Origin of the sequence: Luteolibacter yonseiensis (assembly GCF_016595465.1) — a bacterium.
Lineage (GTDB): Bacteria > Verrucomicrobiota > Verrucomicrobiia > Verrucomicrobiales > Akkermansiaceae > Luteolibacter > Luteolibacter yonseiensis.
The window spans coordinates 526482-539821 of record NZ_JAENIK010000011.1 but is presented as its reverse complement, the minus strand read 5'-3'; the positions used below and the strand labels follow the sequence as shown (position 1 = coordinate 539821).

Genomic DNA, 13340 nt, shown 5'->3' with positions numbered 1-13340 from the left:
CGGGCGATGCGGATGTCCTCCAATCACGCCGGCTCCTTGCAGGACGATGGAGCGACCTCGACAAAACCTTTTTCAAGCAGCGATTTGATTCCCTCGATGATGCCCGGCCAACCGTTCTTCACGCGGTCACGGATCGCGCTCACCTCTTGGAAATCCTCATGGGTGATGGTGAGCTTGACCACCTCGCCCTGTGGCTCGATTTCATAGCGCACGGTCGAGGGCGGCTCATCCGTGAGGTGGTCGAAGGTGAAAACCACTTCCTGCCCAGGGATGCTTTTGAGGATTTTCCCATGCCATGAGAGTTCTCCATCGGGATCGCGGCTCTCGATGACATCGCCCACCTGCCAGGTGGAGGTGTTGCGGCAGCCGAAAAAATATTGCTGGATGAAATCGGGATCGGTCAGCGCCTCCCACAACTTGGCGGGAGTCGTCCGGATATGAGTGACGTAAACGAGTTTGGGTGCGTTGTTCATTGGGGTGTTTCTGGGTTGGATTCGAGCTTGCGTTTGAGTTCCGCGAGGGTGTCGAGGCGTTGCGTTTCAAATTTTCCGATCCAGCGGACCCCGATCTCATGGATCGGCACCGGATTCAGGTAGTGGAATTTTTCCCGCCCGCGCTTCACGGTGGCGATGAGGTTCGCGGCTTCCAGGATGCCGAGGTGTTTCATCACCGCCTGCCGGGTCATGGCCAGTCCGTCGCACAATTCTCCGAGGGTCTGGCCGTTGCGGGCGTGGAGTTGGTCCAGCAGCAACCGCCGGCTTTTGTCGGCAAGGGCTTTGAAGACGTCGTCCATGTGCGGGAACATATGCAACCATTTGGTTACATGTAAAGCGATATTTTCCATTGTAACAATACCTCCCCGCGGACCGTTGGAGTCGGGATGAAAAAATTCCCATGCGTGGCGCTCGCCCTCTGCCTGATTTCCACGGCGCTGCAAGCCCGCCCTCTCGTCGTCGCCTATGTGCCGAACTGGATCGATGTGGAGAAATTCTCCGAGACCATCCCTTATGAAAAAGTGACCCACCTCAACGTCGCGTTTGAAAATCCGGAGGACGATGACGGGACGATGTCGTTCAATGAATCCAGCCGGACGCTCATCAAGAAGGCGCGGGCCAAGGGGGTGAAGGTGCTGGTCTCCATCGGCGGCGGATCAGCTTCGGGAGACAAGGTCCTGAAGGCGCGGTATGCTTCATTGCTATCGGAAGAGAAGCGCGGAAATTTCGCAGGAACGTTGGCGGCGTATGTGAAGAAACACGACTTCGACGGACTGGATGTGGATTTGGAAGGTCCGTCCATCGATGGGAATTACGGCGCGTTCATCGCCGCGCTCGCGCCAAAACTGAAGGCGGAGGGCAAGCTGCTGACCTCCGCCCTCTCGAAGGGCTACGGTGGCGACAAGGTCCCGGACAGCGTTTTCGCTTTGTTTGATTTCGTGAACATCATGGCCTACGACGGCTCCGGCTATTGGCAACCCAACGCTCCGGGTCCGCATTCTTCCTATGAATTCGCCGTCGAAAACACGAGGTATTGGCTCAAGCGTGGGCTGGCGAAAAACAAGGCCGTCCTGGGCGTGCCATTCTATGGTTATGGGTTCGGCGAGGCGTTCAAAAAACGCGACTACCCCTATTCCCTCATCACTAAGGAACATCCCGGTGCCGAAGAGAAAGATGAAACCGGAAGCACCATTTACTACAACGGCCTGCCGACGATCCGGAAAAAATGTGGATACGTCCTGGAGGAAAAACTGGCCGGAGTGATGATTTGGTCGCTCGACGGCGATGCCGCTGGAGAGAAGTCCCTGCTGGGTGCGATCCATCAGACCCTGAATCCGTGAGTTCCCTCCCCCCCGGACCTCTTCCAAGCATGGAATGGTGGCGATTTTTTAACAATGATCCTTGGAAGCGGCGGACGGGTCTTGCAGGATTCCCCTCATGCGAACGAAGGCGGTTTCATTGTTGCAGGAGTTGACGGAGGCACACTCGGTTTCAGGCCATGAGGACGAGGTGAGGGCGATTTTCGTGGATGAACTGGAAGAATGCGGAGAACTGGCCGCGGACCGGAACGGCTCGGTTTTCTGTGAGATCGGCGACGAAGGACCACGGATCCTCGTGACCGGACACATGGACGAGGTCGGCTTCCTGGTGCAAAACATCACCTCGGACGGATTCATCCAGTTTCTGGCGATCGGAGGTTGGTGGGAGCACAATCTCCTTTCCCAACGGGTGGAGATCCTGACCCGCACCGGAGAAAAAGTGATGGGCGTGGTGTCCTCACGGCCTCCCCATTTCCTTCCGGAAGCGCAAAGGAAACAGGTGATGTCCATCGACCAGATGTTCATCGACATCGGCGCGGAGTCGCGGCGGGATGCGGTGGAACATTTCGGTATTTCCTTGGGAGATCCCATCGCTCCGGTGTCCGCCTTCACTCCGCTCGGGAAGGAGGATCTGTTCATGGCCAAGGCTTTCGACAACCGCGTCGGCATGGCGGGCACCATCCAGGCGGGTCAAATCCTGGCGGGCTCGTCACATCCCAACCGCCTGATCCTCTGCGGCACGGTGCAGGAGGAAGTAGGCTTGCGCGGTGCCAAAACCGCCGCGAATTTCGCAAAACCGGACATCGCGATCGTTCTCGAAGGCCCGCCGGCGGACGACACCCCGGGATTCTCCCGTTCCGACTGCCAGGGCCGCCTCGGAGGGGGTGTCCAGATCCGCTTGTACGACCCGTCGGCCATCACCAATCCCCGGCTGGCGCGGCTCGCCATCGAGACCGCACGGGCCGAAGGAATCCCCCACCAAGTGACAGTCCGTCGCAGTGGAGGCACGGATGCCGGGTCGTTCCACCTTTCCAATGAAGGAGTTCCAAGCGTCGTCCTGGGAGTTCCCGCACGTTACATCCATTCGCACAATGCGATCATCGATGTGAACGACTACCTTCACATGATCACGCTCACGATCGCGCTCGTGAGAAAACTCGACACTGAAACCGTCGAGGGACTCGTGAAATATCTCTGAAGGCGCACGAATTCATCAAAACTCACTTTTTTGTTCGGGCGAACATCTTTTTAGTTGCCATTTGGTTGTTCGAGTAGCATCTCTCTAGCAACACAACACGATCCCATGGCCGCAAAACAAACTTCCGAAGAATCCGCCCAAGAAAAGCTGAACGAGGTCCGCAAACGCAACCTGGATCTCGCCATCTCCAACATCCAGAAGGAGTTCGGTGAATCCGCCATCATGCGCCTCGGCGACGACCGCTGCGTGGATGTGGATGTCATCCCGACAGGAAACCTTCTCATCGACCGTGCCTTGGGCGTTGGTGGATTTCCCTGCGGCCGGATCGTGGAGGTGTTCGGCCCGGAGTCTTCTGGTAAAACCACGCTGACACTCACGGTCATCGCCCAAGCTCAAAAACGTGGCGGCCTGGCTGCATTCATCGACGTGGAACACGCGCTCGATCCCCAATATGCCCGCAAGCTGGGCGTGAACATGGACGACCTCCTCGTTTCCCAACCCTCCTCCGGCGAGGAAGCCCTGCAGATCTGCGAGGCTCTCGTCCGCTCGAACGCCATTGCAGTGATCGTGCTGGACTCCGTCGCCGCGCTGGTGACCAAGCAGGAACTGGACGGCGAAATCGGCGACTCCACCGTCGGCGCGCAGGCACGCCTGATGAGCGCTGCCATGCGGAAGCTCACCGCCCTCATTTCCAAGGCCCAGACCTGCTGCATCTTCACCAACCAGATCCGTGAAAAGATCGGCGTCATGTTCGGCAATCCGGAAACCACCCCCGGTGGCCGCGCGCTCAAGTTCTTCTCGTCCGTCCGCGTGGACATCCGCCGCATAGGCGCGATCAAGGCTACTGACGGCACGGTGAGCGGCAACCGCACGAAAATCAAGGTGGTGAAGAACAAGGTCGCGGCCCCCTTCACCGAGGCCGAGTTCGACATCATGTATAACGAGGGCATTTCCTCGACCGGCTCATTGCTGGATCTCGCGCTGGAAATGGAAATCGTCCAGAAACGCGGCTCATGGTTCAGCTACAACGGCACCCAGCTCGCCCAAGGCAGGGACGCCGCCAAGGAACTCCTCAAAAGCGATCCCGTCATCTACGCGGACATCGAGACCAAGGTCAAAGAAGGTCTCGAAACGAAAAAGAAGAAGTAGCCGACAGGCTGCGGAACTTCTTCATCGCACCCATTTTCCCCGGGTACTAATGACAACCGGCTGTGCCACCGATGAGTGTCGGTGGTACGGCTTTTCCATGGTTCGGCGAACACCGGACACAGCAAGCGCATCAGGAATCCGATCTCTATCGGTCACCACAGGCCGCGGCGGAAATCGCTGCAGCCACAGCACCCGACCGCTCCTTCGGGGGGATCGGAGACTTGCCTTTTCGGCGCAGCGGAAAGCTGGAGGAGGAGCATGTCATGGCAAATGCGGTGGCGATTTTACACATAACGTGTGAAGCAGCCTAACGGCCCAAGCTCAGCGAGCCGGCCCGCGGGACGCAACGATTGTAGCAGCGATGCGATGGCCGGGTTGGATAAATCAAATAATCAATCCCGGACGCAACGAACAGATTTTGCGTGCGAAACAGAGCTATCGAAACGGAACGCTTTTGTTTTAAGTGGTTTCTCCCCCGGTCCACCATAACTGAAGTTCCATCCCCAGGCTTTACCCTCCTCACCCGAGGGTGTGGATGTCCACCAGAAACCCATGACACCCAGGACGTCATAAACATCATTTCTACGAATACCTCCTGGAAGCCCGCCAAACCCGCTGCTGTTGGTACCGTTGCCGCCTTCGGTCCAGCCACTGACGCTTTTCAAGGCTTCGCCGGCTTTGTCGGTTCCACCGAACTGAGTCACCAGCATGGACCATTCGTCATCCGTAGCCAAATGCCAACCTTTGGGGCAGGCTTTGTTCGCCGCTTCCCAGGTGTAAAGCAAGCCAAGCTCCTTTCGATTGCTCTCCTTGTCACCATAAGCGTAGCTCCCCTCCGTTTTGTAGTTCAGGTTCTGGGCCATCCAGGTAACCGTGGCGCCGGTCGAAGGATTTTTAAAGCCGACCGTTTTATACGCCTGCCCATCGCGTGGGTCGGTAAAGGTGCCGGTGGATTGGGCGATTCCAGCCTGTGTGAAAACCAAGGTGGCAAGTATGCTAAAGATGGACTGTTTCATCATATTTGGTTCGGTTTGCACGCCTGATGATCTGCCTGACAGTGAGAATTATTTCTCAAGCAGTCTCCTTGAATATCGCTAATTTGGCGAGGCCGTTTTCGAAACTTTTCCACAAGGCCGCACCCATTCCCCCACTAGCGGGAGCCAGCGTCGGCAGCGAGGCTGAGGTTGCAGCTTCGGACAATCATGGAAACAGAGTGGCTGGTGTGTGTGGGAGGGTCGCACACGATTTTTTATCCTGGGTCGCCACCTTGGGATTCAACCGGGCGCCCGGCGTAATCTACCGCAATTCGGGAAACCGGATCAAGGCACCATTCGATGATGCGCCGGACAACAGCCGGATTGACGATCAACCCAGGGCACCAGTCAGGACAGAGAAAGCGCCTCCACGAACCAGGTTCCATACCACCGCCGAATTCGTGTCCTATGATGGTGACGTGCCGGAGCTCAGGAACAGATTGTCCAATGTGGTAGCGGACGATAAACGTCTTGTCTTCAGATAGAATATTAACCACTCGAAGATCACCTGTAGCGGCCTCAGGAAAATCATCAACGTCCTCACAAACGTACCAGTAGAATTCACGCTGTTCGACGATAATCTTCCTTCTATTCTTTTTGGAGACTCCCATTTCGCAGTGTTAAGTTTTCCTGGAGATAATTTCTAGGCTATCCTCGGCGGGGGGGGGAAAGCTTGAGTCCCAAGAAAGACGTTACCCTCATATCGCCATGCAGACTCCATTCCCCGTCGCCAACCTCGAATTCACAAATGGGGCATGCGTTTTTTGTCATCACAAGTTTTGTGCTTCGCTTTCAATTGAGACACGGTGGGCCGGGATATGTGCCGCAGCCCTGCCAACCTACTCCCCGCGCTGCTTTTCCGAGATCCCGTCGGCAACCATGCCTCGCATCCCAAGGTGCCCCGGTGTGCCGATGGGCGTGAAGACCACCGCCGTCACGTGGCTGTATTTCTTTCCCGCTTCCAAAGCCCTCAGCTTGAACTCGATTCCGGAATCCGCGTAGTCGGCGAAGGTTTTGTTGGCCGTCTTGTTATGAACCACCTGAATCAGATCTTGCGTGATGTTGTCGTTTATGAAGACCGCGAGGATCTCGCCCTCCCGGAGTTGGAAATCGGGGACAGAAAAGCCAAAATCCTTAAGCAGTTTGATCGCCTTGCCCGGATGGGCGGTCCAGATGCTGTAACGCCGATCCGTGTCGTCCCGGATATAGGTCCGCTTGTCGTCGAGGACCTTATGCTCAAGCGCATGCAGTTCCACGCCATAGGCAAAGGCTGTCATCATGGCTGCAGCGATCAGGTAACGTGTCAGTTTTTTCATAGCCGCGCGAATCACCGGGAAATCAGGTTCCGGGACAAGCTACTCGGATTGGGAAGATCTGCGAGGACGGATTTCCAAGGAGAAGCCTTGCAGATACCTCCGGTTACGCGCGCGAGAACCGGACACCGGGAAGCCGTGGTTTCACCACGCATCCTGATCCGGCGATCACCCCACCGTTTTTCTGGGAAAGAATTCCATTTTTCGGAGAATGGCCGGGTGTGTTATTTCGGATTCCGGATGGTCCGTTGTTGCCTGGCGGGGGGAGGATGTCGGGCGACCATCAGGAACGCCCAGTCGAGAGAGTTTTCACAAAAATCCAACCCTCTTCCGTCCGACGAAACAACAAGCTCCCGACACTTCCACTCAATTGGCCGCTACCATTCGACCAAACCACAACCGCTTCATCGTTTGAGCGCCGCTTCGCGGACCGCACGGTATAAACACTCACCCGTTTGTCCGTCCCCCTCTTCATCACCCCCGGGTAGGAGCCATTGGGAGACGGCACATCCTGCTCCACCGGAATCGATAAAAACTCACGACGCACGAACCAACCTCCGTCCATATCCTTGATTCTCAACATTTTCTTAATGAAGTCCTCTGATGGGGCGACAAAAGTCTTCTGCCTGGGTTCATATTCCATCGCGACAGTGAAATAATCTTTTGGATTATGACTCTCAATCAGTTGCATCAAGGCCGCCTCCTTTAGGCTTGGTAACAGCTCGGCTGACACCGACTCCTCCCCACGGGCCACGGTCCAGCCGAAGACCAGCAAAACAATAGCGATGAAACGTCTCATAAGAATGGCATCCTGAAAAACCCGGAAGGCTGTCGTCACACCAGCAGGAATCCCTTCCGGATGCGAGGATGGAATGATGAAATATCACCCTTCTCGCACTCGTCCGGATGGTTTCAGAAATTCACCCGACGCAAACTTTTGCCCGGAATGCCCTCAGATCCAGAATCCGCGCGCCCGGACTTGAGGCTTGACGACGGATGGGCTTCCTGCTTGCCTGCGGCGTCTGGCGCTTGACTGTGAGTCATTTGTCAGCTCACCAGCTTTTCTCCGGTCGCTTCACTGCCTGATTATCAGGGGCCGGAATCCCTTTCTGCAACTCAGATTTTTATCCCATGGACTGGACCTCGCCTCTTTGGTACGCCTCATATATTCTTGTTCTCATCGGCCTCGCGGGTTATGGCTCGCACCGGCTGACGATTGTTTTCCTCTACCTCAAGCACTCGCGCAACCACCCGAAACCCAAGGAGTTGTTCAAGGATCTGCCGCTCGTGACGATCCAGCTTCCGGTCTTCAATGAAATGCACGTGGTGGACCGCCTGCTGGCTTCCGTCTCCGCGATGGATTATCCGCAGGACAAGATGCAGATCCAGCTTCTGGACGACTCCACCGACGAGACGGTCGATATCTGCCGCGCGGGAATCGAAGCGCTGAAGGCGCGTGGATTCGATGCCGAGCACATCCACCGCACGGACCGCACGGGCTACAAGGCGGGTGCTCTTGAAAACGGCACCCGCTTCGCAAAGGGCGAATACCTTCTCATTCTGGATGCCGACTTCGTTCCGAATCCCGATCTCCTTCAAAAGACGATCCACTATTTCACCGACGACAAGATCGGCATGATCCAGACCCGCTGGGGTCACCTGAACCGCACCTACAACGTGCTGACCCGCATCCAGGCGATGTTCCTGGACGGCCACCTCGAGCTGGAGCAGACCGCCCGGAACCGCTCCGGCCGCTTCTTCACCTTCAACGGCACCGGCGGCATCTGGCGCAAGTCCTGCATCGCCGACGCCGGCGGCTGGGAACATGACACGCTCACCGAGGACATGGACCTCAGCTACCGCGCTCAGTTGAAGGGATGGCGCTTCATCTTCCTCAATGAGGTGGAAACCCCCGCCGAACTTCCCGTGGACATGGATGGCTTCAAGAGCCAGCAACACCGCTGGACCAAGGGCTCCATCCAGGTCTGCAAGAAGGTCCTGCCCGCCATCTGGCGCGCGGACGTCCCGCTTTTCATCAAGATGGAGGCCACCGCGCACCTGACTTCGAACTTCGCCTACCTTCTGCTCATCATCCTGTGCTTCCTCATTTATCCAAACCAGCAGGCACAGCCGGACTTCGGGAAATTCACCTATTACATCATCAACGTTCCGATCTTCTTCTTCTCCTCGGTTTCGGTCATCGTCTTCTACATGGTTTCCCAGAAGGCGCTCCGCCCCGGATCATGGTGGAAGGAAATCCCTTACCTGCCGCTGCTTCTCGCCCTCGGCATCGGAATGTCCATCAGCAACGCCAAGGCGGTGCTGGAAGCCCTCTTCAACCACGAAACCGCCTTCGTCCGCACTCCCAAGTATGGCATCGGCCAGGTGAAGCGGCATGATTGGAAGAAGAGCAGCTACAAGGCGATGAAGACACTCACCCCGTTTGTCGAACTGCTCTTCGGATTCTTCTTCCTCTTCGTGGTGGTCGAGGCGGCGATGAAGTCAAATTGGTCATCCGCCATTCTTCTGCTTCCATTCCCCATCGGATTTTTCTACACTTCGCTTGCTTCGTTGGCCCGCATGCTGCCTTCCGGCTCGGCTGCTCCCGCTGCGGAAGCTGCGAATCGCAAAGCCCCTTGACCGAACAATGACCCGACTCCCCTCGTTACGCATCCTTGCCCTCTCCGCCCTCGGACTGGTGGCTGCCATCGGCCTCACCAGTTGCGGAACCTCGGATTCCCTCTCTTTTGGCAGCGACACCCGGAACAAGATGATCGTGAGCGTGCGCGACCAGAAAATGATGTTGGTCCGTGACGGCGCGCCGCTCAAAACCTACAAGATTTCCACCTCCAAGTTCGGAATCGGAGACCGCCCCGGCAGCAACTGCACGCCGCTCGGACGGCTGCAGGTGGCGAAGAAGATCGGCGCGAACGCTCCCATCGGTTCGGTTTTCAAAAGCCGCCGCCAGACAGGCGAGGTCCTGAAGCCGAACGCTCCCGGACGAGACCCGATCGTCACGCGCATCCTCTGGCTCAGCGGCACGGAGTCACGCAACCAGAACGCCTTCCGCCGCACCATCTACATCCATGGCACCCCTGAGGAACGCCGTCTCGGATCACCCGCATCCTACGGCTGCATCCGCATGGGCAGCAACGATGTGGCGGACCTTTACAACCGCATCGGCACCGGAGCGGACGTCTTCATCATCCGTGGTTCCATCCAGTCCGAAAACAGCGAAACCGAATCCGCCTTCGCAGGAAAAAGCACTTTCCGCCCCCGCAGCTGAGAAACTGCGAAACACAAGCTTGACACCACCGCATAAATTCCTATTTTCCCCCGCCCGCCTCCAAGCGACCGACTTTTTCTAAAATACAACCATGGCCAATCATAAATCTTCAATCAAGCGCGCACGCCAAACCGTCGTCCGCACCGAGCGGAACCGCGCTGAAAAGAGCCGTATGAAGACGCTCCGCAAGAAGGCTCTTGCCGCGATCGCTTCCGGTGACAAGACCGCAGCCGCCGCTGCCAGCTCCGCTTTCTCCTCCGTGGTTGACAAGGCCGCAAAGCGTAACTTGATTCACCCGAACAAAGCTGCTAACCTTAAGAGCAAGACGGCCAAGGCATTCGCTGCCATTGCCTGATTGTCCAGCCAGCCCGTTTCATCATCCTTCAACGAAACAAGCGGACCGGTTCACCGGTGCCGCTTTTTTCATTACCCCGCCATGTCTGATTCTCCTCCTCCGAACCGTGCGGCCGCTGCCGCGAAAATCGCCGCCAATCCCTCAGGCTACAAAGTTTGTGAAGGATGTGACTCCATCGTCGGCAGTGGCGCGGCGCTGTGCCCGAACTGCCACAGCTACCGCTTCGATGCCACCCCCGAGCGCGTGACGCTCCAAGCGCGCATTCTCGGTTCGCGCGAACAAACCTCCGTGACGGCGGATGATCTCGGCTGAAGTGAGATGAACGCTTCCATCGGTTTCAAGGAATGGCAGGTGGTCTGTGACGCGCTGGCGACAGGCCGGCAGACGATTCTCCTGCGCAAAGGCGGCATCCACGAAGGGCGTCAGGGCTTCTCATTCGCCCACGAGTCCTTTTTCCTGTTTCCCACCCGCTTCCACACCACACCGGATCAGGTCCGGGAAGGTGAGGGAAAGGCGCTGCCGGAATGGCAGGCGGGCGACATCATCCGCATCACCCACCACGCGGAGGCGGAATGGGCGGTCACCCTGACGGACTGGGAAAAAGTCGCCGCCTTGCATCCTTACCACATTTATTCGGATCAGACCGTGAAGGACCGGTTCGATTGGGAAGGAAAAGGCATGGCGTCCGGAAGCATCCATCTGGCCCTCGTCCGCATCCGCGAGCTCGCCACTCCGTGGGAATTCCCCTACGAGGCGAAATACGGTGGTTGCCGGAGCTGGGTGAATCTCCCCGAACCTCCCGAGGATTGGCGGAAGAGTTCGCAAACCGTTTTATCGGATGCAATTTTCAGTGAGGCAGCCACACGATCAAGCTGCTGAACTTCACCCACCTGCCGGGCGATAAATCATAAAACCCAAGGCGGGGCCTTGGGTTTTCGAATTCAGGCGGTCCGCCTGAAAAATGGCATGAGATCTCCCGAAACAGCGGAGGCTTCATGACCTCCACTGCGGGGAATCATCCCCCGATCAATAGGTAGGAGCGGTGCCGCCGGTGGCTTCGGCCTTGGTCTCAAGCTTGGAGCCCACCTTCTGCAGATCCTCGCCAAAACCTTTCGTGGTGCTGCACGAGGTGGCGGCGAGGGCGGCAAAAGCGGCGATGACGAGGGCGGTGACTTTAAGAGGTTTCATAGTGCCTATTTATTAGGTGAAACCTCCGGCGGATGCAACGGGTAATTCAAACCCACACCCGGCCGGTGCCGTCAAAAAAGCCTCCACAGATGCAAATGCTCACCGGGGTCCCGTCATTTTCTCAGGAGTGAGCAAGTCGTCGAGCTGATCCTTGCTGAGCCAGCCTTTTTCCAGCACGAGATCATAGACACTCGCTCCGGTGGCGAGCGCTTCCTTCGCAATCGCGGCGCTGCGTTCATAGCCGAGCACGGGATTGAGCGCGGTGACCGTTCCAATGGAGTTCCGGACATAGCCGAGGCATCGTTCCCGGTTTGCCTCGATTCCGGAAATGCAGCGGGTGTGCAGGGCGATCGCCGCATTTCTCAAGAGCGTGAGGCCGAAGAACAGGTTGAAGGCGATGATGGGCTCGGCCATGTTCAGTTCCAGCTCGCTGGCTTCCGATGCCATGGAGATCGTGACATCCGCGCCGATGATCTGGTAACAAACCTGGCTGACCATTTCCGGAATGACCGGGTTCACCTTTCCCGGCATGATCGACGACCCGGGTTGCATGGCCGGCAGGCGGATCTCATACAAGCCGGCACGGGGACCGGAGGACAACCAGCGGAGGTCGTTGCAAATCTTGGAAAGTTGGACGGCGGCGGTTTTCATCGCGCCGCTCATCAGGGAAAAAGCACCGCTGTCCTGGGTGGACTGCACGAGATTCTCCGCAAGCCTGACGGGCAAGCCGCTGACTTCCGCGAGGTGGCGGATGCAGAGCGGTGCGTAGCCGGGCGGGCTGTTGATGCCGGTGCCGACGGCGGTGGCCCCCATGTTCACATCGAGGAATTCCCCGGCAGCCCGTTCGATGTAGCGGATCCCATCCTTGATGCTGGAGGCATAGGCGGAAAATTCCTGACCGAGTGTCATGGGCACCGCGTCCTGGTTCTCGGTGCGGCCCATTTTCAGGACATCGGAGAATTCGGCGGCCTTGGCCAGCAGCGCGGCTTCCAATTCCCGCAGCGCGGAGGTGGCGTCACGCATCGTGAGGATGACCCCGAGCTTGATGGCGGTGGGATAGGCGTCGTTGGTGGACTGCGACCGGTTGACGTCGTCATTCGGATGAAGGAACTCGTATTCCCCCTTGCGATGGCCGAGGATTTCAAGCGCGCGGTTGGCGATGACCTCGTTGGCATTCATGTTGGTGGAGGTGCCCGCTCCTCCCTGGATCATATCGATGGTGAAATGCCCGTGCCATTTTCCGGCGATGATCTCGTCGCAGGCGGCGATGATGGCATCGGCACGTTCCGGAAGCACCACTCCAAGGTCCTTGTTGGCCCGGGCGGCGGCTTTCTTCACATAGGCAAGACTGCGGACGAAGTGGCCGAAGTGATGCAGCGGGATGCCGGAAATGGGGAAATTCTCCATCCCCCGCAAGGTCTGCACGCCGTAGTAGGCGGTGTCCGGCAGTTCGCGCTCGCCAAGCAGGTCATGCTCCTTGCGCCATGTTTCCACGACGGGCGATTTTCCCGAAACCAGATGCTCGTTCGCCGCAGCCAGGCGTCCGCTGAGACGGCGGGCGATGTGACCCACCATGCGGTAGAAAATTTCGGGTTTCTCCAGGCGGAGCTTTTCAAAAACCGCGCGGGGGATGAGCCATACGCGCACCTCCACAAGCGCGACGGCGGATGCGGAGTGCGGCAGATCATCCAACAGCACCCCTTCGCTGAAGGCACTGCCCCGCCGGAGCGTGGCGAGGCGGGTGGAGCTTCCGTGATTGCCACGGACGATTTCCAATTCCCCGTCCTCGACAATGCCCATCCACAATCGCGGGGTGGATTCATGGAACAGATAGGCACCTGCCGGAAAAACGTGGGAAGCCCCCAGCCGGATGATGGCCGCGAGTTCGTCGGTGGCGATGGCCATGGTTTCGGCCAAACGGGCGAGGCGCTCTTGGGAAAAAGGCATGATGGTGATGGAGAGTGGAACGACGCTGTCATGATTGCCGGAATCCGGAAAAAAGCC

16 protein-coding genes are annotated in these 13340 nt (G+C 57.8%); 8 read left to right on the top strand and 8 right to left on the bottom strand.

Translation table 11 applies throughout. The features are described from left to right. Positions 1 to 23: 23 nt before the first annotated feature. Positions 24 to 473, bottom strand: coding sequence for an SRPBCC family protein (locus JIN84_RS12025; RefSeq protein ID WP_200351286.1), 450 nt, complete (start codon positions 471 to 473; stop codon positions 24 to 26). Beyond that, a complete protein-coding gene (locus tag JIN84_RS12020; RefSeq protein WP_200351285.1) occupies positions 470 to 793 on the bottom strand; it encodes an ArsR/SmtB family transcription factor in 324 nt (107 codons plus the stop codon). Before JIN84_RS12020 ends, JIN84_RS12025 begins: the two co-directional genes overlap by 4 nt. An 87-nt stretch (positions 794 to 880) precedes the next feature. Here JIN84_RS12020 and JIN84_RS12015 point away from each other — a divergent pair, with 87 nt between their 5' ends. The 3 genes from JIN84_RS12015 to recA all read left to right on the top strand — a co-directional run bounded on the left by JIN84_RS12015 (position 881) and on the right by recA (position 4160). Further along, complete coding sequence (locus JIN84_RS12015; protein ID WP_200351284.1) at positions 881 to 1834, top strand: glycosyl hydrolase family 18 protein; 954 nt, start codon at positions 881 to 883, stop codon at positions 1832 to 1834. A gap of 97 nt (positions 1835 to 1931) precedes the next feature. Then, positions 1932 to 3011: a M42 family metallopeptidase gene (locus JIN84_RS12010; protein ID WP_200351283.1), complete on the top strand. Its 1080-nt coding sequence runs from the start codon at positions 1932 to 1934 to the stop codon at positions 3009 to 3011. A 105-nt stretch (positions 3012 to 3116) separates the two neighbouring features. Continuing rightward, the gene (gene recA, locus JIN84_RS12005; protein WP_200351282.1) at positions 3117 to 4160 is read left to right on the top strand and encodes a recombinase RecA; all 1044 of its coding nucleotides are present in this window, start codon (positions 3117 to 3119) and stop codon (positions 4158 to 4160) included. Between the two features lie 392 nt (positions 4161 to 4552). On the opposite strand, the gene JIN84_RS12000 is transcribed toward recA, so the two are convergent. The 4 genes from JIN84_RS12000 to JIN84_RS11985 all read right to left on the bottom strand — a co-directional run bounded on the left by JIN84_RS12000 (position 4553) and on the right by JIN84_RS11985 (position 7306). After that, positions 4553 to 5197 carry an FISUMP domain-containing protein gene (locus JIN84_RS12000; RefSeq protein WP_200351281.1) on the bottom strand — a complete coding sequence of 215 codons (645 nt, stop codon included), beginning with the start codon at positions 5195 to 5197 and terminating at the stop codon, positions 4553 to 4555. Positions 5198 to 5409: 212 nt separating this feature from the next. Next, the gene (locus tag JIN84_RS11995; protein ID WP_200351280.1) at positions 5410 to 5805 is read right to left on the bottom strand and encodes a hypothetical protein; all 396 of its coding nucleotides are present in this window, start codon (positions 5803 to 5805) and stop codon (positions 5410 to 5412) included. A 228-nt stretch (positions 5806 to 6033) separates the two neighbouring features. Then, positions 6034 to 6510, bottom strand: coding sequence for a hypothetical protein (locus tag JIN84_RS11990; RefSeq protein ID WP_200351279.1), 477 nt, complete (start codon positions 6508 to 6510; stop codon positions 6034 to 6036). A 280-nt stretch (positions 6511 to 6790) separates the two neighbouring features. Continuing rightward, on the bottom strand, positions 6791 to 7306 hold the full coding sequence (locus tag JIN84_RS11985; protein WP_200351278.1) for a hypothetical protein: 516 nt from the start codon (positions 7304 to 7306) through the stop codon (positions 6791 to 6793). A gap of 332 nt (positions 7307 to 7638) precedes the next feature. On the opposite strand from JIN84_RS11985, the gene JIN84_RS11980 reads away from it, so the two are divergent. From JIN84_RS11980 to JIN84_RS11960, 5 genes are all read left to right on the top strand, one after another. Continuing rightward, the gene (locus tag JIN84_RS11980; RefSeq protein ID WP_200351277.1) at positions 7639 to 9147 is read left to right on the top strand and encodes a cellulose synthase family protein; all 1509 of its coding nucleotides are present in this window, start codon (positions 7639 to 7641) and stop codon (positions 9145 to 9147) included. Between the two features lie 7 nt (positions 9148 to 9154). Continuing rightward, positions 9155 to 9793: a L,D-transpeptidase gene (locus JIN84_RS11975; RefSeq protein WP_200351276.1), complete on the top strand. Its 639-nt coding sequence runs from the start codon at positions 9155 to 9157 to the stop codon at positions 9791 to 9793. A gap of 91 nt (positions 9794 to 9884) precedes the next feature. After that, positions 9885 to 10148, top strand: a complete 264-nt coding sequence (rpsT, locus tag JIN84_RS11970) for a 30S ribosomal protein S20 (RefSeq protein WP_200351275.1) — start codon at positions 9885 to 9887, stop codon at positions 10146 to 10148. 81 nt (positions 10149 to 10229) lie between these two features. Then, positions 10230 to 10460, top strand: coding sequence for a hypothetical protein (locus tag JIN84_RS11965; protein ID WP_200351274.1), 231 nt, complete (start codon positions 10230 to 10232; stop codon positions 10458 to 10460). Between the two features lie 6 nt (positions 10461 to 10466). After that, positions 10467 to 11027 carry a DUF1802 family protein gene (locus JIN84_RS11960; protein WP_200351273.1) on the top strand — a complete coding sequence of 187 codons (561 nt, stop codon included), beginning with the start codon at positions 10467 to 10469 and terminating at the stop codon, positions 11025 to 11027. Between the two features lie 147 nt (positions 11028 to 11174). Here JIN84_RS11960 and JIN84_RS11955 read toward each other — a convergent pair whose 3' ends face one another. Both JIN84_RS11955 and JIN84_RS11950 read right to left on the bottom strand, forming a co-directional pair. Beyond that, positions 11175 to 11336 (bottom strand): entericidin A/B family lipoprotein, encoded by a 162-nt coding sequence (locus JIN84_RS11955; protein WP_200351272.1) that lies wholly within the window; start codon positions 11334 to 11336, stop codon positions 11175 to 11177. Between the two features lie 99 nt (positions 11337 to 11435). After that, a complete protein-coding gene (locus JIN84_RS11950) occupies positions 11436 to 13283 on the bottom strand; it encodes an aspartate ammonia-lyase (RefSeq protein ID WP_200351271.1) in 1848 nt (615 codons plus the stop codon). Positions 13284 to 13340 lie beyond the last annotated feature (57 nt).